This is a genomic window from Roseovarius sp. MBR-79, assembly GCF_053628555.1.
The window spans coordinates 239125-258910 of sequence record NZ_JBRJGP010000001.1 but is presented as its reverse complement, the minus strand read 5'-3'; the positions used below and the strand labels follow the sequence as shown (position 1 = coordinate 258910).

The window sequence follows — 19786 nt, the reverse complement described above, 5'->3', positions numbered from 1 at the left end:
CCCCCTGGCCACGCGGCAACAAGGATCGGAGCGCCAACGTCATGGGCGAACGCCTTCTTCATCGCCTTGCCTGGGTCGTCGTGGCGCTCTGCCTCGCGCCGATTGTCGCGGCGGTGCTGGCGGCGCTGTCGGGGGATCTCGAAACCTGGCGCACGGTTCTGGCAACCGTCCTGCCGCGCTATACCCTCAACACGCTGAAGCTGGTGGTGATCGTGGGGGTCAGCACGGCGGTGATCGGATCGCTCACCGCCTGGCTGGTGACGGTCTATCGCTTTCCCGGCGTGCGGGTGCTGGAGGTGGCGCTGGCGCTGCCGCTGGCCTTTCCGGCCTATGTCATGGCCTACGCCTATACCCATTTGCTCGACCATCCCGGCCCCGTGCAAACCGCCTTGCGCGCGCTCACCGGCTGGGGGCCGCGCGATTACTGGTTCCCGGAGGTGCGCAGCCTTGGCGGCGCGGCGCTGATGCTGAGCATCGTGCTTTACCCTTACGTCTACCTTCTGGCGCGCGCGTCGTTCCGCCAGCAATCGGCCAATGCGTTCCTGGTGGCGCGCACGTTGGGACGCTCGCCCGTTTACGCGTTCCGCAGGGTGGCCCTGCCGATGGCGCGGCCCGCGATTGCAGGTGGCGCGCTGCTGGCGATCATGGAGACGATCGCGGATTTCGGCACCGTCGCCTTCTTCAATGTGCAAACCTTCGCCACGGGCATCTATCAGGCGTGGTTCAGCCTTGGCGACCGGGCGGCAGCGGCGCAACTGGCGCTGTGCCTGCTGAGCTTTGCGCTGCTTCTGGCGGGTCTCGAGCGCGCGAGCCGGGGCCGGATGCGCACCGCCGGGCGCGGTGCGCGGTTCGAGACGATGGAGCGCCCGCGCCTCACCGGGCTGGCGGCGGCGGGGGCGTTCACGCTGTGCTTTCTGCCGGTGCTTCTGGGTTTCGTCCTGCCGGTGATCATGCTGGGCGTGATGGCCCTGGGATCGGGGCAGGACCTGCTGTCGCCGCGCTATCTCGGGTTCATGACGAATTCGCTGACGCTTGCCGCCGTGGCCTCGGTCCTGACGGTGCTGGGGGCAATCCTTGTGGGGTTTCGCGCCCGCACGCGGCCGGGGCGTGTCTCGCGCGGGCTCGTGCTTGGGGCGGGGCTCGGCTATGCGGTCCCCGGGGGCGTGATCGCGGTGGGGCTGATGGTGCCGATGGCGGCCTTCGACAATGTGCTTGACGCCTTCATGCGCGAGACCTTCGGCATCCGCACAGGCCTTCTGATCACCGGGTCGATCTGGCTCATGGTGATGGCCTATGTGGTGCGTTTCATGGCCGCCGCCCTCAACGCCTATGACAGCGGCATGGCGACGGTGCCGCTGCATTTCGACGCGATCGGGCGCTCTCTGGGCCAGCCGGGTCCGCTGCTTCTGGCGCGGGTGCATCTGCCGGTGGCGCGGGCCTCGGTGCTGACCGCGCTGCTTATCGTCTTTGTCGATGTCATGAAGGAACTGCCCGCCACGCTTATCCTGCATCCGTTCAATTTTCAGACGCTCGCGGTGCAGGCGCACCGGCTTGCTGCCGATGAGCGGCTGGCCGAGGCGGCGGTGCCGTCGCTGGTGCTGGTGGCGTTCGGCCTCGTGCCGGTGCTGATCCTGTGCCGAACGCTCGGCCGTGACGGGCGCTCGGAGCGCGCGGCGCGGCTGGGTGCGGCGATCTCGGCGGGGTGAATCACTTTCAGAAAAAAGTTGACAGGCTTTTCCGGTTCGAGAATTGAGTGAAACAAAGTCGCAAAGCGTTTTGATGTTTCAACGAAATACCGAAACGCTTTGAACGAGGCTATTCTCCGGGGCGGCGGAGACTGAATTTCTCGCGGATCACGGCGTAATCCTGATACCCAAGGCGCGTGAGCGGGTTGAACCGCGTCACGTCGAAAATCCCGTCCACAAGGCAGTCGTCGCGCAGATGCACGCCTGTGACCTCGCCGAAGACGACGAAATTCGCCTCACCGGGCAATTGCACGATCTGCGTCAGCCGACATTCGAGGGCGGCGGGGGCCGCGGCCACGCGGGAACAGGCGATGCTCTTGCACTCCGCCTTTTCGAGACCGGCATCGACAAACTCGTCCACGCCGCGATCCCATGCGCCCGAGCTGCGGTTCATCGCATCGGTCAGCGCCTCGCTGACGATATTGACGCAGAACACGCCGGTCTCGCGGATATTGGCGACGCTGTCCTTGGTGTCGCCTCGGTCCTCCTTGACCGAGGTCGAGGCGAACATCACCTGCGGCGGCACATAAGCCACCGCGTTGAAGAACGAATAGGGTGCGAGATTGTCGTGCCCGTCCGCCCCGCGCGAGGAAATCCAGCCGATGGGGCGCGGCGTCACCACCGCGTTGAACGGGTTGTGCGGCAGGCCGTGGCCATCCTCGGGGCGGTAGAACATGTGTCACTCCATGGGCTTGGGCGGTTTGTGCCAGAGCTAACGCCGTGCTAGGCGCTTGGCCAGTCGATTCTCGGGGGGACGCGGGCGCGCCATGATCGAATTGCGGCACGAAGAGCCTGCGGACCTGTGGGAGGTCGAGGCGCTTTATGACCTTTGCTTCGCGCCGGGGCGCGAGGCGCTGTCGTCCTACCGGTTGCGTGACGGGGTGGCCCCGGTGGCGCAGCTCTGCCTTGTCGCGCGCGAGGACGGGATCGTGGCGGGCGCAATCCGCTACTGGCCGGTGCGGGTGGGCGGCGCGGAGGCGCTGCTTCTGGGGCCGGTCGCGGTGCATCCCACCCATCAGGGCGAGGGGCTTGGCGGCTGGCTTATCCGCGAGAGCCTCGAGCGCGCGCGCGCGCGTGGCTGGGCGCGGGTGATGCTGGTGGGCGACGCGCCCTATTACGGGCGCTTCGGCTTTGCGCGGCTCGCGGCGGTCGAGATGCCGCCGCCGACCAACCCGGCGCGCGTGCTGGGGCTGGCGCTCGTCCCCGGTGCCTGGGACGGGATCGCGGGCACCGTGACGCGGGCCGCTTGAAATCTGGCACAAGCGCGGTCATTTCTGTCGGGGCTGGGTGAGGGCATATTGATGGAATTACTGGGCAGGCCGCCGGACAGGGCCGCCTTTGACGCGCGGCTTGATGCGCTGGTGGCGCGCAATGCGCGCGCCAGCGGCGGGGTGATGGAGGTGCTGAACCTCATCGGCACGCAGGCCGAGGGGCTGCTGGACCGGCTGCCGCCCGAGGCGCGCACCCGCATCGGCACGGTGACCGAGCGCGCGCTCCACCACGCGGCAGAGGCGGCGCACGGCACACGGGCTGCGGTGCCCAACCTGCCGGGCTGGCGCGCGCGGCTTTTGACCACGGCGATGGGGGCGGCGGGCGGCATGGGCGGCCTGCCCACGGCGCTGGCGGAACTGCCGGTGACTGTGACCGTGCTCATGCGCGCCATTCAGGACGTGGCCGCCGATCACGGATTTGACCCCGCCGAGCCGGGGGTGCGGTTCGATTCCATCGCGGTTTTCGGGAGCGCGGGGCCATTGGCCAGCGATGACGGGGCCAATCTCGGCCTTATCGGCACGCGGGTGACGCTGACTGGTGCTGCGCTGAGGGCGCTCATTGCGCGAGTGGCACCGCGCCTTGCCACGGTGCTGGGGCAAAAGCTTGCGGCGCAGACGGTGCCGGTTCTGGGGGCGGCGGCGGGGGCGGCCACGAATTACGCCTATACCCGTTATTATCAGGACATGGCCCATGTCCATTTCGGCCTGCGCCGCCTTGCCATCGACGCGGATCGCGAGATGGACGAGATGGTGGCGGCGTTCCGCGAACGGGCGACGCAGATCGACCGTCATCCTCCGGCTTGACCGGAGGAACTTTCGTTCAGGAGATCCTCGGGGCAAGCCCGAGGATGACGGCGGGCAAACCGCTACTGCAAATCCGCAAACGCCGCCTGAAGCCGCGCTACCGCCTCGGCCACCCGTGCGCGCGGCGTGGCGATGTTGAAGCGCAGAAAGCTCTCGCCGCCGGTGCCGAAGGTCGGCCCGTGGTTGACGCAGATGCGTGCCTCGCGTTCCACCCTGCGGGTGAACTCGGCGCGGTCCATGCCGGTGCCCGAAAAATCGACCCAGGCCAGATATGTCGCCTCCAGCGGCATCGAGCGCAGGCCGGGAATGGCATTCACGCCGGCATCAAACAGCGCGCGGTTGCCGTCGAGATAGGCACAGAGCGCATCGACCCAAGCCGCCCCCTCGGGCGCATAGGCAGCCTCGGCCATGGCGATCCCGAAGGAATTGGGCGACAGCCCAAGCGCCGCCATCCGCACCGCGAAACGCGCGCGCAAGCCCTCGTCATGGATGATAACATTGCCGGTATGCCCGCCCGCGATGTTGAAGGTCTTGGTGGTGGCGGTCATCATCACCAGCCGGTCGGCGATCCCGTCGATATGCGCCATCGGGATATGGCGCTGTCCGGGCATCAGCAGGTCATGGTGGATCTCGTCGGAGACAAGGATCAGATCGTGGCGGCGGGCGAAATCGGCCACGCCCTGCAATTCCGCGCGGCTCCAGACGCGGCCACCGGGATTGTGCGGCGAGCACAGGATCACCATGCGCTCGGTGCCGGTCATCAGCCGGTCATAGGCGTCGAAATCCATCTCGTAGCGGCCTGCACTGTTCACCAGCGGACATTCCCGCACCTCGCGTCCCGCCGCGCGAATGACACGGGCAAAGGCATGATAGACCGGGGTGAAGATCACCACGCCGTCCCCCGGCGCTGTAAAGGCATCGACGCAAAGGCCGGTGCCGTTGACAAGGCCGTGGGTGGTGAAGATCGCGTCAGGGTCCACCTGCCAGCCGTGGCGCGTCTCCATCCACCACTGAATCGCGGCGCGATAGCCCGTATCGTCGCCGTAATAGCCGTAAATCCCGTGATCGGTCATCGCGCGGAGCGCCCCTGTCACGCAGGCGGGCGGGCGGAAATCCATGTCGGCCACCCACATGGCGATCCCGTCCTCGGGCGAGATTCCGTATTTGGCCTCCATCATGTCCCATTTGTCGGAATGGGTGTCGCGCCGGTCGATGATCTCGTCGAAATTCATGGGGGTCTCCGTGGATTGCACGGGCGCAGGCTAGACGATTGGGCGGCGGCTGCAAGGACGTTGCGCAAGCCGCTTTGATCCCCTAAATCAGCCACCATGAAACGGCCCATCCTCATACACCCCGACCCGCGCCTCAAGAAGGTCTGCGCGCCGGTGAGCGAGATCACCGATGATCTGCGCACCCTGTCGCGCGACATGCTCGAGACCATGTATGATGCGCCCGGCATCGGCCTTGCCGCGCCGCAGGTGGGCGTGCTGACGCGGCTCATCGTGCTTGATTGTGTAAAGGGAGAGGCGGAGGCCCCGCGCCCCATCGTGATGATCAATCCCGAGGTGGTGGCCGCGTCCGAGGAGACGCGCGTCTACGAGGAGGGGTGCCTGTCGATCCCCGAGCAATATGGCGAGGTGACGCGGCCCGCGGAGGTCGAACTGCGCTGGACCGGTATCGACGGGACTGAGCATCGTGAGGGGTTCGGCGGGCTCTGGGCCACCTGCGTGCAGCACGAGATCGACCACCTCAACGGCAAGCTCTTCATCGACTATCTGGGCGCGATGCGGCGGCAGCTGATCACAAGGCGCATGGTCAAGCTCAAGCGCGAGCAGGCCCGCGCGTGAGGGCGGTGCTGCGCTGGCCCGATGCGCGGCTGCGCAGGGCGGCAGAGCCGGTGGCCGGGATCACCGACGCGGTGCGCGCGCTCTGGGACGAGATGATCGAGGTGATGGAGGCAATGCCGGGTGTGGGCCTTGCGGCGGTGCAGTTGGGCGAGATGCAGCGCCTTGCCGTCGTCGATGCCAGCGAGGCGCGCGGTCAAGTCGTGCGCATGGCCAACCCCGAGATCCTTCACGCCAGCGCGCAGTTGCGCGACCACGAGGAGGCCAGCCCCTGCCTGCCCGGTGCATCGGCGGTGATCACGCGGCCCCGCGCAGTGACGGTGCGGTATCTGACTGCGGCGGGCGCGGTCGAGGAGCGCGATTTCGTCGGTCTCTGGGCCACATCCGTGCAGCACCAGATCGACCACTTGCAGGGGCGCATGTTTTTCGACCGGCTGAGCCGGGTCAAACGCGACATGCTTTTGCGGCGCGCCCGCAAGTCGGGCTGACGTGGTCAGGGGCGCGCGCCCGCCGCAGGGCAGCGCGCGCGCTGCCTTGCTCAGATCGCGGCGAGCAGCGATTCGCCCGCCGTTACCTCGCAGGTGCCGGGGCTTTGCTCGACATGAAGCACGGTCACGGTGCCATCCTCGACCGCCATGGCATAGCGCTTGGAGCGCGCCAGAAGGCCCGCAGGCGGTGCGCTGAACTCCATCCCGATTGCCGAGGTCAAGGCGCTTTGCGGGTCGGCCAGCATGGTGATCCCGGCCTCTGTGGCCCCTGTGGCCTCGCCCCAGGCCTTCATCACGAAGGGGTCATTGACCGAGACGCAGACAATCTCGTCCACGCCCTTGGCGTCGAACGCGGCCTTGGTGCGGATGAAGCTGGGCACATGGGCCGCGGAACAGGTGGGCGTATAGGCACCCGGCACGGCGAAGATCACCACCTTGCGCCCCTTGGTCAGGCTGGCAAGGCTCACCTCTTCGGGGCCGCTTGCGCCGAGACGCAAGAGCGTGGCATCGGGCAGTTTGTCGTTGGTGGAAATGGTCATGGTCGAATCCCTCCTGAGATGTGTTTGCGGTTGGATGTAACCATAGGCCGGTGCTAGGCAAGGGGCCACGGTAAAACGAGGGGGCGCGCGATGGCGGGTGTGGTGGTGATCGGGGCGGGGCAGGCGGGGGCCGCGCTGGTGGCCGAGTTGCGGGGCGGTGGATATGACGGCGCGATCACGCTGATCGGCGAAGAACCGGTGCCGCCCTATCAGCGCCCGCCGCTGTCGAAGAAATACCTGCTGGGCGAGATGGCGCTGGAGCGGCTCTATCTGCGGCCCGAGAGCTATTATGCCGAAGCCGGGATCAAGCTGCGTCTGAACACGCGCGTGACCGCCATCGACCGCGCGGCGCAGGAGGTGGTGACGGGTGCGGGGCGCATTGGCTACGCGCATCTGGTGCTGGCCACCGGCTCGGTCCCGCGCCGTCTGCCACCTGCGATGGGAGGCGATCTGGGGGGCGTGCATGTGGTGCGCAGTCTGGCGGATGTGGATGCGATGGCACCGGGCTTCGTCGCGGGCGCGCGGGTGCTGATCGTGGGGGGCGGCTATATCGGGCTGGAGGCGGCGGCGGTGGCGGCGTCACGCGGTATGGAGGTCGTGCTGATCGAGATGGCCGCCCGCATCCTGGGGCGCGTCGCCGCGCCCGAGACCTCGGACTATTTCCGGGCGCTGCACGCCCGTCACGGTGTTGAGATCCGCGAAGGCGTGGGGCTGGAGCGCCTCCTCGGCGAAGGCCAAGTGCGCGCCGCGCGGCTCTCGGATGGCCGCGAGATCGCCGCCGACATGGTGATCGTCGGCATCGGTATCGCGCCGGATACCGCGCTGGCCGAGGCGGCGGGGCTCGTGATCGACAACGGCATCGCGGTGGACGCGCAGGGGCGCACCTCCGACCCTGCGATCTGGGCGGCGGGCGATTGCGCCGCTTTCCCGTATCGGGGCGGGCGGCTGCGGCTGGAAAGCGTGCCCAATGCCATCGACATGGCCGAGTGCGTGGCCGGAAACATCCTGGGGCGCGGTGCCGCTTATGTGCCGAAACCGTGGTTCTGGTCGGATCAATACGACGTGAAATTGCAGATCGCGGGGCTCAATACCGGATATGACCGGGTGGTGACGCGCGCGGCGGGGGGGGCGTATTCGGTCTGGTATTTCCGGGGCGCGGACCTGGCTGCCGTGGACGCGATGAACGACCCGCGCGCCTATATGGTGGGCAAGCGGCTGATCGAAGCGGGCCAAAGCGCCGATCCGGGCCGCGTGGCCGATCCCGCGGCCGATCTCAAGGCGCTGCTCGGGTGAGGATCATCGGCGGCGCGCATCGGGGGCGGGCGCTCGCCAGCGTCGGCAAGGGGGACGCGGGCGCGCATCTGCGCCCGACCTCGGACCGCGTGCGCGAGGCGCTCTTCAACGTGCTGGCGGGCGGCTATGGCGATCCGGTGACGGGCGCGCGCGTGCTGGATCTTTTTGCCGGCACCGGCGCGCTCGGGCTGGAGGCGCTGTCGCGCGGGGCGGAGTCGGCGACATTCATCGAGAACGGGCGCAAGGCGCTGGCCATCCTGCGGCAGAATATCGCCCTGTGCCGGGGCGAGGCGGCGTGCCGGGTGGTCGCGGCGGATGCCCGCGGGCCGGGGGACAACCCCGGCGCGCCGCACGACCTGATCTTCCTCGATCCGCCCTATGGCAAGGGGCTGGGCGAGGCGGCGCTCTCGGCGGCGCTGGCAGGCGGCTGGATCGCGCCCGGCGCGCTGATCGTCTGGGAAGAAAGCGCCGCCATCGCGCCGCCAGAGGCGCTGCGCCTCATCGAGGAGCGGCGCTATGGGGCGACGATGATCCGGTTTCTGGAGGCGGGGTAGGGGCGGCGTTCAGCTCGGATGTTAAACGCCACTCCCCGTCACCCGCCGGTCCCATAACCCATGAGGTCTTTGATGAAGCGCAAAAGGCGGCCATTGTTCGCGAAATGATCGAGCGTCGCTACATAGGTCGTGCGCGCGACAAGCTTGCCCGTCTCATCCGCCGCCGACATCGCCCCCACATTCGCGACCTTGCCGCAATAGGCCACAACCGCACGCAGCGCCGCCATCATCCGGTCTGCGATGGCGCGCAAGCGGCCTTTGTCGGGCTCCTCTTGTTCCAATTCGTCGCGCGCATCGTCCAGACCGGCCCAGATAATTGTGATGCTCTGCGCCACGTCCGGCGCGTCATCAACCAAGCCTTCGGGCGGTTGATTATGCCCGCGATGCGCCTCGGAGGCGCGCGCCGCCAGAAACGCCTCTTTCTCGGCTTGCAAGGCGGCAACTTCGGCGCGCAGGCGGTGCAATTCCCATATTTCCCGGATCACCGGGTTCACCACTCCCGGCCCCTTGTCCCATGTCGCGGGGTCGATCAGCGCGATTTTTTCCAGCATTTCCCATGTGCGTGCGGGGTCGCCCAGCATCGGGCGACCGTCAAGCAGGGCGTCATACCAATCAATCCAGAACTGCCAGTCTTGCGCATCCGGCGCCTTGGCCACCCGTGATTTGACATCGTCCCACATCTGCGCCAGCGGCCCCGGCCCATCGGGCCAAAGCGGGCGAAGATCAGGCGCGTCACCACTCGCCACAAATTCCGCATCCTCTCTGACCGCCCCCCAAACATCGGCGGCGGCACTAGCAGAGCGGCCCGCTTCGACGGCGGATCGAGCGGCGTAAGCGTAAGAGAGGGCAGACTGAAATGCTTGTGCAGCATGGGCGGCGGCGAAGGCTGACGCCTTGGCCGCTTCGTTGTTCGGTTGGGCTTCATAAGCGGCTCGGTGCACCTCATGAACTTCGAAATCTGTGACTCGTGTGAGACTTTCGCTTGTTACGAAAGTAGCAACCGATGAAACAAACAGCCCGTGGAGTACCGGAAGAGCCGAAATGCCATGTTCACGCGCCCACTCTTCGGTCAGCACGGCATCCCACCATATCGGCAACACCCGCGCCGCTGCGCGGGAGGCGATCCAGACCGCCACCTCGCGCGGCTGATCCTCCAGCCACGCCTTGAGGATCTCGTCCTCGCTGATATCCGACACACTTACCATCACCGCAAACCTTGCCCCGCCCCGACTCCGCTGTCCAGCGCGCCGGGTTAACCCCGGCGCTGCCCAAATCCGCACCGACGCAATACCGACGCGATACCGATCCTGAATTGCATGCGATGTCAGCGCATTAACCATGATTTGCACGGCAATGCGGACCCCCTCACCGCGCCGCCAGCATCGCCAGCCGAATGAGCGCGCGCTCCACCAGCGCCATTTCGGGGGCGCGCTGCGCGGCGGAGCGGAGCGTGAGGTCGGTCTCGGTCAGGATGCCAAGCGCCTGTTCCAGCCGCGCCGCGCCCCAGTTTTGCGCCTGTCGCAGCATCTGGTCGCGGCGGGGGCCAAAGACCGGCGGGCGCAGCCGGTTGATACCCTGTCCTGCCCCGCCGGGATCGGCCGCCACCATATAGAGCGCGCGGAAATGGCGCGCGGCCCCGATGCAGAGGCCCACGGGCTGCACGCCCTGCGCCTTCAGACGCCGCAGGACCGGTGCGATCTCGCCCGTGCGCCCCTCGGCCACGATGGCCAGCACCTCGTCCAGATCGGCCTCGGTCGAGGCAGGCGCGCAGGCGCTGATGTCCCGGGCCGAAAGCGGCGCGGGATCGCCGGTCTTGTAAAGGGCCAGTTTCTCGACCGTCTGGCGAAAGTCACCGGGATCGAGCGCGCGCGACAGCGCCAGAAGATCGCCCATGACCGGCCCCGGAATATCGCGCAGCCCGGCGCGGGCCAGCACCGCCTCGATCTCCTCGCGGGAGGGCGGTTCGTCATAGATGCCGACGGCATAGGCGTTGGGGTGGCTCTCGAACGCCTTGCGCAGCCTGGCGGTCGCCTTGAGCTGACCGGCGGTCACGACGATCTGCGCGTCGCCCGCCTGCCAGTCGGCCAGCGCGGCAAGGATCGGCTCGGCCAGCGCCTCGGTCGCGTCCTCGGCAAAGGCCACGCGCGGGCCGGGGAAAAAGCCCCGCGCTTTCACCGCATCCAGAAAAGCCGCCGGATCGCGCCGCAGATCGGCGGCAGGCAGGCGCGTCAGGCGCATCTCTTCCTCTGCATTGGGGCCAAGCAGGGCGGCGATGACCTCCTGCCGCCTGAGCGCCACGCGCATCGCGTCCGAACCATAGATCAAGAGGCCCGCGCGCCCCGGATCGGGCCTCGAGAAATAACGCGGCGCATCGCGGGCCGAGAGTTTCATTCCGGCAGGGTGCGCGCCGTCGCGGCAAGCCGGGTCAGAAGCTGATCGGCCAGCATGGTCATCAGCCGCGCCTCGGCATCGCGCTCGGCGGCCTGCGTGGCCACGGGCGTGTCGAAGGTGGAATAGCCGGTGAAATTCTCGACCGTGCCACGGGTCACGACCGCGTCGGTCTGGCGGTCCTGCACGGTGTAATCCACCCGCCCCAACAGGTTGAAGCGCAAGGTGATGTTGCTGCGGTCGATCGAGATGGAGCGTTTTTGCAGGCTGATCGCGGGTGTCAGGACATAGCGCGCATCCGCCGGACGACCCAGCCGTCCCTCAAGCTCTTGCGTGAGCAGAAAGCCCGGGCGCGTGTCGGGCGGCGCGATCTCTATGCGCCCCATCAAGGCCGCGCCGCCGCCGCCGGGCGCGTAGGCGGGCGCAAATCCGCACCCCGCCAGCGCGGCAAGGCCCGAGAGCAGAAAGAGGCGGCGGTCAGATGACGACATTGACGATCCGTCCGGGGACAACGATGATTTTTCTCGGCGCGGCCCCGTTTAGCGCCTTTTGCACAGCATCAAGCGCAAGGGCTGTCTTTTCAACCTCGGATTTCGCCATGTCACGCGGCACGGTGATTTCCGCCCGCCGCTTGCCGTTGATCTGGATGGGCAGGGTCACCGTCTCGTCGATCAGCATGGCGGGATCGGCCACGGGCCAGGGTGCCGTGGCGACAAGGCCCGCGCCGCCCAGCATGGCCCAGATATCCTCCGCGAGATGCGGGGTCATGGGGGCCATGAGTTGTGCCAATGTGCGGGCGGCCGCGCGTTTGGCACCGCGTCCCGCCTGCGATTTCATCAGCGTGTTGGTAAAGGCATAAAGCCGCGCGATGGCCGCGTTGAAACCGAAGGACTCAACGCCCTTGGTCACCTCGTCAATCGCCTTGTGCATCTCGCGCAGGAGCGCCTCGTCGGCCTCTGGCGTGGCCGTCTCGGGGGCGTTCTCGACCTCCGCGGCCAGCCGCCAGACGCGGGAAAGATGACGATGCGCGGCCTCGGCGCCCGAGGCGGTCCATTCCACGTCGCGCTCGGGGGGGCTGTCCGAGAGGACAAACCAGCGGGCGGTATCGGCCCCGTATTGGGCGATGATGGTGGAGGGATCGACGACATTCTTCTTGGATTTCGACATCTTGGCGGAGGGGATGATCTCGACCGGCGTGCCGTCCGCAAGACGGCCCTCGCTCACCTCCTCGGGCAGGTGATAGACCGGGCGATCTGCTGCGTCGCGGGTCTGGTAAATCTCATGCGTCACCATCCCCTGCGTGAAGAGCGCGTCAAACGGCTCGATGGCGCTCGGGGGCAGATGCCCGCAAATCTGCATCGCGCGGGCGAAGAAGCGGGAATAGAGCAGGTGCAGGATCGCGTGCTCGATGCCGCCGATATACTGGTCCACGTTCATCCAATACGCGGCCTCGGCCAGATCGGTGGGCGTGGCGGCGTGGGGCGCGGTGAAGCGGGCGTAATACCAGCTTGAATCGACGAAGGTATCCATCGTGTCGGTCTCGCGCGTTGCCGCCGCACCGCAGCGCGGACAGGTGCAATTCCGCCATGTCGGGTGCCGGTCGAGCGGGTTGCCGGGCAGATCGAAACGCACATCGTCGGGCAGGCGGATGGGCAGGTTTTCCTTGGCCTCGGGCACCACGCCGCAGGAATCGCAATGCACCACCGGGATGGGGCAGCCCCAATAGCGCTGGCGCGAGAGGCCCCAATCGCGCAGGCGGAACTTGGTCACGCCCTGGCCCACGCCATTCGCCTCGCAAACCGCAATCGCGGCCTCGATGGCCTCGGCCCCGGTCTGCATCTCCTCGCCCGCGATGGCGCGGGTATAGCGGACCACCTCGGGCTTGGGCGGGATATAGGGGCTGGCGGCCACGTCATGCGCGCCCTCGCGCGGCTGGAACGTGTCGATGATCGGCAACCCGTATTTCACCGCGAAATCATGGTCCCGCTGGTCATGCGCGGGCACGCCGTAGATCGCGCCGGTGCCATAGTCCATCAGGATGAAATTGGCGATCCAGACCGGCAATTCGCAGTCATTGTCAAACGGATGGCGCACGCGCAAGCCGGTGTCAAACCCGAGCTTCTCGGCCTTCTCGATGGCCTCTTCGGTGGTGCCGCCGCGCCGTGCCTCTGCACAGAATGCGGCCACCTGCGGGCTCTCGGCCTCCAGCCGCTTGGCCAGCGGGTGATCGGGCGAAATGCCGAGAAACGAGGCCCCCATCATCGTGTCGGGCCGCGTGGTATAGACCTCGATCCGGTCATGGCCCTCTGGCCCGTCGATGAGCGAGAAGGCGAATTGCAGCCCGCGCGAGCGCCCGATCCAGTTTTCCTGCATGATCCGCACCTTGGCGGGCCAGTTGTCGAGCGTGTCGAGCGCATCGAGCAACTCGCCCGCGAAATCGGAGATGCGGAAGAACCATTGCGTGAGTTCGCGCCGCTCCACCTCGGCGCCCGAGCGCCAGCCCTTGCCGTCGATCACTTGCTCGTTGGCCAGCACCGTCATATCGACCGGGTCCCAGTTCACCACCGCCTCCTTGCGGTAAACCAGCCCTTTTTCGAGGAAATCCAGAAACAGCGCCTGTTGCTGGCCATAGTATTCGGGGTCGCACGTGGCAAATTCGCGGCTCCAGTCGATCGAGAGGCCCAGGGGCTTCATCTGGTCGCGCATGGTGGCGATATTGGCGTAGGTCCAGTCCTTGGGGTGGCCGCCCGACGCCATCGCCGCATTCTCTGCGGGCATCCCGAACGCGTCCCATCCCATCGGGTGCAGCACGTTATGGCCGGTGGCGATCTTGTGGCGCGCGACCACATCGCCCATGGTGTAATTGCGCACATGGCCCATATGGATGCGCCCCGACGGATAGGGGAACATTTCCAGCACGTAATATTTGGGCTTCGTCTCATCGCGGGCGGCGCGGAAAATCCCGGCCTTTTCCCAGGCGTCTTGCCACTTCGCTTCGATCTCGGCGGGGGAATAGCGCGACATGGGCCGTGCCTTTCTTGCTCTCGTTTGGTGTTGGCAGGGGTGATAGGCGCTTCATCGCGCATGGTCCAGTGCCGAGGTGCCGAAACCGGGGGTTTGCGGGGGGGCAGGCGGGTGATTATAACCCTTGGGCGGGCAGCGCGGGCAGGTTCATGAAAATCCTCTTCATCCATCAGAATTTTCCGGGGCAATACAAGCATCTGGCCCCCCTGCTTGCGAAACAGGGGCATCACTGCGTGGCGCTTACGCTCCGGGTGAAGGAGGCAGTGACATGGCAGGGAGTGCGGGTGATCCCCTATGCCCTGCCCAAGCGGGACGGTCAGACGCTCCATCCGTGGCTGGTGGATTTCGACACCAAGCTCACGCGCGGCGAGGCGTGCTGGCGCGCGGCGCGCGCGCTGAAAGAGCGCGGCTATGTGCCTGATCTCATCCTTGCCCATCCCGGCTGGGGCGAATCGCTGTTCCTGCGCGACCTGTGGCCCGAGGCGCGGCTGGGACTTTATTGCGAGCTTTACCATCTCGCCGACTGGCCGCACCTGAATTTCGATCCCGAGTTTCCGAGCCGCGACCCCGAGGCCGAGCCGCTGCGCATCCGCATGAAGAACATCAACAACCTCCTGCATTTCGCCGAGGCACATGCCGGGATCAGCCCGACCGTGTTTCAGGCCGATACCTTCCCCGCGCCCTTCCGCGAGCGCATCACCGTGAGCCATGACGGCATCGACACGCTCAGCGCCTGCCCCATGCCCGATGTCCGGCTGGAGGTGGACGGCGCGGGCACGCTCACCCGCGACGACGAGGTGATCACCTTCGTGAACCGCAATCTGGAGCCTTACCGCGGCTATCACATCTTCATGCGCGCGCTGCCGCGGCTTTTGCGCGAGCGGCCCCGCGCGCGGGTGCTGATCGTGGGGGGAGACGAGGTGAGCTATGGCGCGCGCCCGCCCAAGGGGCAGACGTGGAAGCAGATTTTCATAGACGAGGTGCGCGGGCGCATCGCCACGCCCGACTGGGCGCGGGTGCATTTCCTTGGCCGCATTCCCTATGACCGGTTCCTGCGTCTGTTGCAGGTGAGCCGCGTGCATGTCTATCTCAGCTATCCTTTCGTGCTGAGCTGGTCGCTGATGGAGGCGATGGCCTGCGAGGCGGCGATTGTCGCGAGCGATACCGCGCCGGTGCGCGAGGTGATCACGCATGACGAGACCGGGCGGCTGGTGGATTTCTTCGACACCGGCGCGCTGGTGGCGGAGGTCTGCGCGCTCTTGGAGGATGCCGAGGCACGGCGCGCGCTCGGTCAGGCGGCGCGACGGCTCATAGAGGCCCGTTATGACCTGCGCGGCATCTGCCTGCCGCGTCAGGTCGAATGGGTCACGGATATTGCCGCGATGTAGGGCGGATCAGAACTTGCCGGACTGAATGCGCAATTGCCGCGCACGGTTGAGGATCGCGTCCTCTACGGCGCGGGTGGTGGCCGCATCGACCGGTCCGCGCTGTGTCTGGAGCGCAACCTTGAGCGAACGCGCGTCAAGCGCGGGATCGCTGATGAGCACGGTCGCGCGATAGGCCTGACCACCGCCCGGCGGCACGCCGAACCCGGTGGAGATCACGCCGGTGAACGGATCGGCGGCTTCAATGGGAAGGAAATTCAGCACTTCCAGCGACGCGGTCCACAGGAACCGGTTGACCTTGACGGTTTCGCGCCCGCCCCGGAACGCATCGAGCAACGAGCCCTCGCCGGGATCGACCGTGCGCTCGCGGCCCGACTTGACGCGCATCGCTTCGGGGTCGAGCCTGGCATTCTGAAAGGCGCTGCACCCGCCGAGTACCGCGAGACATGCTGTTGCAAGGCCGAGAAACTTGAGACGCGAAGAGATCATGGTATCGTCCGGTATTGTTTCCACCCTAGTATCCAAGCCGGTCAACCGGGGCAAGCCCGATGCGCGGGGCCTTGCGTGCGCCGCGCCGCGCGTGGCACTCAGGCGACAGGATCAAGGGCAACGGAGGCATGACATGGGGTTGAGCGAGATCACCGCGCGGATCGCGCAGGCCGAGGCGGATGCCGGACGCGCGCCGGGCAGCGTGACGTTGATTGCGGTCTCCAAGGTGCAGCCCGAGGCGCGGGTCGAGGCCGTTCTGACGCAGGGCCACCGTGTCTTTGGCGAGAACCGCGTGCAGGAGGCAGCCGAGCGCTGGCCGCCGTTTCAGGCGCGTTTTCAAGGGGTCAGGCTGCATCTTGTCGGCCCGTTGCAAACCAACAAGGCACGGCAGGCCGTGGAGATGTTCGACGCGATCCACTCGGTTGACCGGCCAAAGCTTGCGCAGGCGCTGGCGCGGCTGGCGCAGGAGGCGGGGCGCTGTCCCGAGGTGTTCATTCAGGTGAACACCGGCGAGGAGGCACAGAAAGCGGGGATCGCACCGGCCGGGACCGACGCCTTTGTGGCCGAGTGTCGCGCGCTCGATCTGCCGGTCGTGGGCCTCATGTGCATCCCGCCGGTGGACGAGGAGCCGAGCCTGCATTTCGCGCTGCTGGCGAAACTGGCGGCGCGCAACGGGCTTTCGGGCCTCTCGATGGGCATGAGCGACGATTTCGAGCGCGCCATCGCGCAAGGGGCGACCCATGTGCGCGTTGGCTCGGCAATCTTTGGCGCCCGCGCCTACGGGTGAGGGGCGCGCACGATCAGCCGCGCGCCAAAGGTGAGGCGGGCGGCGATGGTGCGCAGGTGGCCGGGGGCGAGCGCCACGCAGCCCGCGGTGGGATAGCCCGGTCGCCGCCAGCGGTGGATGAAGATGCAGGACCCGCGCCCGCGCACGGCAAAGGGCCAGTTCCAGTCGGTGACGATCACCAGATCATAGAGCGGATCCGCGCGGCGCAGCGCCTCGTGGCTGTGCGGGTAGGGGGCACGGACCATGAGGTTGTAATCCTCGTGCCCCGGATCGTCCGACCACAGATCGCCGGGGCGGATGGGGACCGCCCAATCGGCGGGGCGCGCGATGCGGTCGGGGCGATAGAGCATTCCCACGATGCGGTGGCTGCCTGCGGGCGTCGCGCCGTCGCCCTCGCGCTTGGCGGCGCTGATGCCCCCGCGCCCGATGGTGCAGGGATAGAGGCGGCCCTGAAAGCGCAGGCCAAGCGGGGTGAGAACCAGATCCTTCGGTGTCATGCCCTTTTGCTAGCATGTCTTGTGCGCCGGTCCAGCGGTTTCGGGAACGAACATCCCTTTATTAGCGCTATTGCTGCACATGCAAACTATACGTGCTGTGCTTAAATAGGCAGCGGATGCGCCTGAAAACTGTTCAATTGGTTAACCTTAGGTCAATTTTCGCCCATGCGTTTTCTGCATGGCAGAAATGTTCACGGTGGGTATTGTGCAGGTGCAGAAACAAGCTATCTTTGTCTCAACGAAGGGCGGCAGACGCGGGTTTGCCCCTCTAACGAAACGAAACGCAAGGATACGAAAATGGCACAGTCGATTGTCACGCGCCACAGCGCCGCCGTCTCGGTCGGCGAAGAGCTGCGCCGGGCCATCCATGCCGCAATGCAGCGGTTCGCCGATTACCGTGCCTACCGGCGCACGATCCGCGAATTGTCGGAACTGAGCGCTCATGATCTGGCCGATCTCGGCCTGCATCACAGCGAAATCCGGCGCGTTGCTTACGAATCGGTTTACGGCGCGCGCGCCTGAACCTCAAGAGATCGGCGGCACCTCTCCTCCTCCCGGGTGCAGCCGACACGGTCACGGGTTCCCTCTCCTCCTCCCTGGAGCCCGCGACCGGAAGACCGGGGCGCAAGCCCCGCAAGATCGCGAATGGCCCTCTCCTCCTCCCTGGGCCGGACGTGTCAGGAAGCGGCGGCCCCCTCCTCCTCCCTGGGGTCGCCGCTTTTCCTTTTTCCGGGTTGCTTTTCGTCAGTTGAGCCAGCGCGCGCGCCCGCGCCGCATCGGTGCGGGGCAGGGCAGGGCGGCCGTGCTCAAAAAATCGACAAAGGCGCGGGCCGCCGCGCTTTGCGCGCCCTGGGCGGCATCGCTCGTGAGCGCCTCGCGCGCCGTGTCGGTGGTGACGGGGCCGGGCGTGGCAAATACCCATTCAAGAAATCCCAGCCGCGCAAGCGCCTGCGCCTGTGCGCCGATGGCGGGGCTTTCCTCGAGCGCGTCGATGATTCGGGTCAGTGTCATGGTGGTTCTCCCCGGTCGCACCCCGGACCGGATGGGGCGAGGGGGAAGGGCGCGCGCGCCCGAATCGCCCCCCGCGATTGCGACAGTGCCGGGGCTGGTTTCCGGGCTTGGGGGGTGGGCCGTCCGGCCCGTGCGCTTCGGCGCCTTCCCGAGACCCGTGGTCCCAGTGGCATCGTGCCGAAGCGCCCTCCCTTACCGTTGCGGGGGCAGCGCCGGTCTCTCACCGGCTTCCCAATTCTCCGCCCCGAGGGGCGGCACCCTGACAAACGCAGGCTAACAGCCTGCTTTTCCCCGGCAAGCGCAAATGCGGCGACACGGGACGGAAACCGGCGCGTGCCCTCTTTTGCACGGGCCGTGCCCACGCTAGCGTGAGCCACCCAACTCAGGAGCCCGCCCGTGACCGATCCCGAGACCTTCTTGCGCGCGCTCTTCGCGCGTGCCGTGGCCGTGGCCGACCCGATGCAGAGCCTCGCCGCGCATCTGCCGCCGCGCCCCGAGGGCCGCGTGGTGGTCATTGGCGCGGGCAAGGCAAGCGCGCGCATGGCCGAGGCGGTGGAGGCCGAATGGGGGCCTTGTGAGGGGCTGGTGATCACGCGCTACGGCTACGCGCGGCCCTGCGCGGGCATCGAGATCGTCGAGGCCGCGCATCCGGTGCCCGATGCGGCGGGGCTGGCGGCGACCGCGCGGATGCTGCGGCTGGTCGAGGGTCTTGGCGAAGGCGACACGGTGCTGGCGCTCATCTCGGGCGGGGCCTCGGCGCTTCTGGTGCAGCCTGCGGGCGCGATCACGCTGGCCGAGAAACAGGCGGTCAACGCGGCACTTCTGGCCTCGGGCGCTCCCATCGGTCAAATGAACCTCTTGCGCAAGCATCTGAGCCTGGTGAAGGGCGGGCAACTGGCCGCCGCAGCCTTTCCTGCGCGGATGCTGGCGCTGATGATTTCCGATGTGCCGGGGGATGATCCGGGGATGATCGGCTCTGGCCCCACGGTGGGCGAGGCGCGCCCGCCCGAGGACGCGCGCGCCATCGTGGCGCGTTACGGGATCGTGCTGCCCAATGCGGCCGAGGCGGTGCTGCGCGGCCCGACAGGGGTGGTCGCACCGGGGGATGTGCGCCTCAGTCGGGTGGAAAACGTGATTTACGCCGCCCCCTCGCAATCGCTGGCGGCGGCGGCGGATCTGGCGCGCGCCGAGGGGCTGCGGGTGGAGATCCTGGGCGACGATCTGGAAGGCGAGGCGCGCGAGGTGGCGCGTGACCATGCCCCGCGGGCGCGGGCGGTGCAACGCGCTCTGAAGGCCGGTGACGCACCGGTGCTGCTGCTCTCGGGGGGCGAGTTGACCGTGACGCGGCGCGGCGACGGGGTGGGCGGGCCGAATGCCGAATATGCGCTGGCACTGGCGCTGGCCCTTGGCGGGGCGGCGGGCATCCACGCGATTGCCTGCGATACCGACGGGGTGGATGGCGCGGCCGAGGTGGCCGGCGCGGTCATCGGGCCACAGACCCTGGCGCGCGCGCGCGCGGCGGGCGCAGACCCGGAAACGGCGCTGGCAAGCAATGACGCGCACGGGTTTTTCGGCGCGGTTGGAGGGCAGGTGGTAACCGGGCCGACGCTGACGAATGTCAATGATTTCCGCGCGATCCTGATTGCGCCCGCCTGACGTTGCGCTCG

Annotated in this window: 21 protein-coding genes and 1 riboswitch; of the genes, 11 read left to right on the top strand and 10 right to left on the bottom strand. The window is 67.4% G+C overall.

Annotated elements, in window-relative coordinates; genetic code table 11:
- The first annotated feature begins 41 nt into the window (after window positions 1-41).
- Window positions 42-1706, top strand: coding sequence for an ABC transporter permease (locus tag ACSSV8_RS01295; protein WP_454281304.1), 1665 nt, complete (start codon window positions 42-44; stop codon window positions 1704-1706).
- 109 nt (window positions 1707-1815) lie between these two features.
- Here ACSSV8_RS01295 and ACSSV8_RS01290 read toward each other — a convergent pair whose 3' ends face one another.
- Window positions 1816-2421 carry a flavin reductase family protein gene (locus tag ACSSV8_RS01290; protein ID WP_354538837.1) on the bottom strand — a complete coding sequence of 202 codons (606 nt, stop codon included), beginning with the start codon at window positions 2419-2421 and terminating at the stop codon, window positions 1816-1818.
- Window positions 2422-2512: 91 nt separating this feature from the next.
- Between ACSSV8_RS01290 and ACSSV8_RS01285 the strand changes: the two genes are divergently transcribed.
- Window positions 2513-2995 carry a GNAT family N-acetyltransferase gene (locus tag ACSSV8_RS01285; protein ID WP_454281250.1) on the top strand — a complete coding sequence of 161 codons (483 nt, stop codon included), beginning with the start codon at window positions 2513-2515 and terminating at the stop codon, window positions 2993-2995.
- A gap of 51 nt (window positions 2996-3046) precedes the next feature.
- On the top strand, window positions 3047-3820 hold the full coding sequence (locus ACSSV8_RS01280; protein ID WP_454281249.1) for an EcsC family protein: 774 nt from the start codon (window positions 3047-3049) through the stop codon (window positions 3818-3820).
- A 62-nt stretch (window positions 3821-3882) separates the two neighbouring features.
- Here ACSSV8_RS01280 and ACSSV8_RS01275 read toward each other — a convergent pair whose 3' ends face one another.
- On the bottom strand, window positions 3883-5052 hold the full coding sequence (locus ACSSV8_RS01275) for a MalY/PatB family protein (protein WP_454281248.1): 1170 nt from the start codon (window positions 5050-5052) through the stop codon (window positions 3883-3885).
- A 96-nt stretch (window positions 5053-5148) separates the two neighbouring features.
- On the opposite strand from ACSSV8_RS01275, the gene def (ACSSV8_RS01270) reads away from it, so the two are divergent.
- Together def (ACSSV8_RS01270) and def (ACSSV8_RS01265) are read left to right on the top strand one after the other, a co-directional pair.
- Window positions 5149-5667: a peptide deformylase gene (def, locus tag ACSSV8_RS01270; RefSeq protein WP_454281247.1), complete on the top strand. Its 519-nt coding sequence runs from the start codon at window positions 5149-5151 to the stop codon at window positions 5665-5667.
- Complete coding sequence (gene def / locus ACSSV8_RS01265; RefSeq protein WP_454281246.1) at window positions 5664-6152, top strand: peptide deformylase; 489 nt, start codon at window positions 5664-5666, stop codon at window positions 6150-6152. The genes def (ACSSV8_RS01270) and def (ACSSV8_RS01265) overlap by 4 nt, the downstream gene beginning before the upstream one ends.
- A gap of 50 nt (window positions 6153-6202) precedes the next feature.
- On the opposite strand, the gene ACSSV8_RS01260 is transcribed toward def (ACSSV8_RS01265), so the two are convergent.
- A complete protein-coding gene (locus tag ACSSV8_RS01260; RefSeq protein WP_354538843.1) occupies window positions 6203-6691 on the bottom strand; it encodes a peroxiredoxin in 489 nt (162 codons plus the stop codon).
- Between the two features lie 90 nt (window positions 6692-6781).
- Here ACSSV8_RS01260 and ACSSV8_RS01255 point away from each other — a divergent pair, with 90 nt between their 5' ends.
- Window positions 6782-7984, top strand: a complete 1203-nt coding sequence (locus ACSSV8_RS01255; RefSeq protein ID WP_454281245.1) for an NAD(P)/FAD-dependent oxidoreductase — start codon at window positions 6782-6784, stop codon at window positions 7982-7984.
- The gene (gene rsmD / locus ACSSV8_RS01250; RefSeq protein ID WP_354538845.1) at window positions 7981-8538 is read left to right on the top strand and encodes a 16S rRNA (guanine(966)-N(2))-methyltransferase RsmD; all 558 of its coding nucleotides are present in this window, start codon (window positions 7981-7983) and stop codon (window positions 8536-8538) included. The genes ACSSV8_RS01255 and rsmD overlap by 4 nt, the downstream gene beginning before the upstream one ends.
- 38 nt (window positions 8539-8576) lie before the next feature.
- Here rsmD and ACSSV8_RS01245 read toward each other — a convergent pair whose 3' ends face one another.
- The 4 genes from ACSSV8_RS01245 to leuS form a co-directional block, all read right to left on the bottom strand.
- Window positions 8577-9743 (bottom strand): hypothetical protein, encoded by a 1167-nt coding sequence (locus ACSSV8_RS01245; RefSeq protein WP_454281244.1) that lies wholly within the window; start codon window positions 9741-9743, stop codon window positions 8577-8579.
- Between the two features lie 160 nt (window positions 9744-9903).
- A complete protein-coding gene (gene holA / locus ACSSV8_RS01240) occupies window positions 9904-10929 on the bottom strand; it encodes a DNA polymerase III subunit delta (RefSeq protein ID WP_354538847.1) in 1026 nt (341 codons plus the stop codon).
- Window positions 10926-11417 carry an LPS assembly lipoprotein LptE gene (gene lptE, locus ACSSV8_RS01235; RefSeq protein ID WP_354538848.1) on the bottom strand — a complete coding sequence of 164 codons (492 nt, stop codon included), beginning with the start codon at window positions 11415-11417 and terminating at the stop codon, window positions 10926-10928. Before lptE ends, holA begins: the two co-directional genes overlap by 4 nt.
- Entirely contained in the window at window positions 11404-13950 is a 2547-nt protein-coding gene (leuS, locus tag ACSSV8_RS01230; RefSeq protein WP_454281243.1) for a leucine--tRNA ligase, read from the bottom strand. The genes lptE and leuS overlap by 14 nt, the downstream gene beginning before the upstream one ends.
- Window positions 13951-14099: 149 nt before the next feature.
- Between leuS and ACSSV8_RS01225 the strand changes: the two genes are divergently transcribed.
- Window positions 14100-15338 (top strand): glycosyltransferase, encoded by a 1239-nt coding sequence (locus tag ACSSV8_RS01225; RefSeq protein WP_454281242.1) that lies wholly within the window; start codon window positions 14100-14102, stop codon window positions 15336-15338.
- A gap of 6 nt (window positions 15339-15344) precedes the next feature.
- Here the strand turns inward: ACSSV8_RS01225 and ACSSV8_RS01220 are convergent, their stop codons facing one another.
- Window positions 15345-15824 (bottom strand): DUF3576 domain-containing protein, encoded by a 480-nt coding sequence (locus ACSSV8_RS01220; protein WP_454281241.1) that lies wholly within the window; start codon window positions 15822-15824, stop codon window positions 15345-15347.
- A 133-nt stretch (window positions 15825-15957) separates the two neighbouring features.
- Here ACSSV8_RS01220 and ACSSV8_RS01215 point away from each other — a divergent pair, with 133 nt between their 5' ends.
- The gene (locus tag ACSSV8_RS01215) at window positions 15958-16611 is read left to right on the top strand and encodes a YggS family pyridoxal phosphate-dependent enzyme (RefSeq protein ID WP_454281240.1); all 654 of its coding nucleotides are present in this window, start codon (window positions 15958-15960) and stop codon (window positions 16609-16611) included.
- Here the strand turns inward: ACSSV8_RS01215 and ACSSV8_RS01210 are convergent.
- Entirely contained in the window at window positions 16602-17108 is a 507-nt protein-coding gene (locus tag ACSSV8_RS01210; protein ID WP_354538853.1) for a L,D-transpeptidase family protein, read from the bottom strand. The genes ACSSV8_RS01215 and ACSSV8_RS01210 overlap by 10 nt on opposite strands.
- A 297-nt stretch (window positions 17109-17405) precedes the next feature.
- On the opposite strand from ACSSV8_RS01210, the gene ACSSV8_RS01205 reads away from it, so the two are divergent.
- Window positions 17406-17630 carry a DUF1127 domain-containing protein gene (locus ACSSV8_RS01205; RefSeq protein ID WP_354538854.1) on the top strand — a complete coding sequence of 75 codons (225 nt, stop codon included), beginning with the start codon at window positions 17406-17408 and terminating at the stop codon, window positions 17628-17630.
- Between the two features lie 222 nt (window positions 17631-17852).
- Here ACSSV8_RS01205 and ACSSV8_RS01200 read toward each other — a convergent pair whose 3' ends face one another.
- Window positions 17853-18119 carry a hypothetical protein gene (locus ACSSV8_RS01200; protein WP_354538855.1) on the bottom strand — a complete coding sequence of 89 codons (267 nt, stop codon included), beginning with the start codon at window positions 18117-18119 and terminating at the stop codon, window positions 17853-17855.
- 75 nt (window positions 18120-18194) lie between these two features.
- Window positions 18195-18396: riboswitch (cobalamin riboswitch) on the bottom strand.
- A gap of 119 nt (window positions 18397-18515) precedes the next feature.
- On the opposite strand from ACSSV8_RS01200, the gene ACSSV8_RS01195 reads away from it, so the two are divergent.
- The gene (locus ACSSV8_RS01195) at window positions 18516-19775 is read left to right on the top strand and encodes a glycerate kinase type-2 family protein (RefSeq protein ID WP_454281239.1); all 1260 of its coding nucleotides are present in this window, start codon (window positions 18516-18518) and stop codon (window positions 19773-19775) included.
- The last annotated feature ends 11 nt before the right edge of the window (window positions 19776-19786 follow it).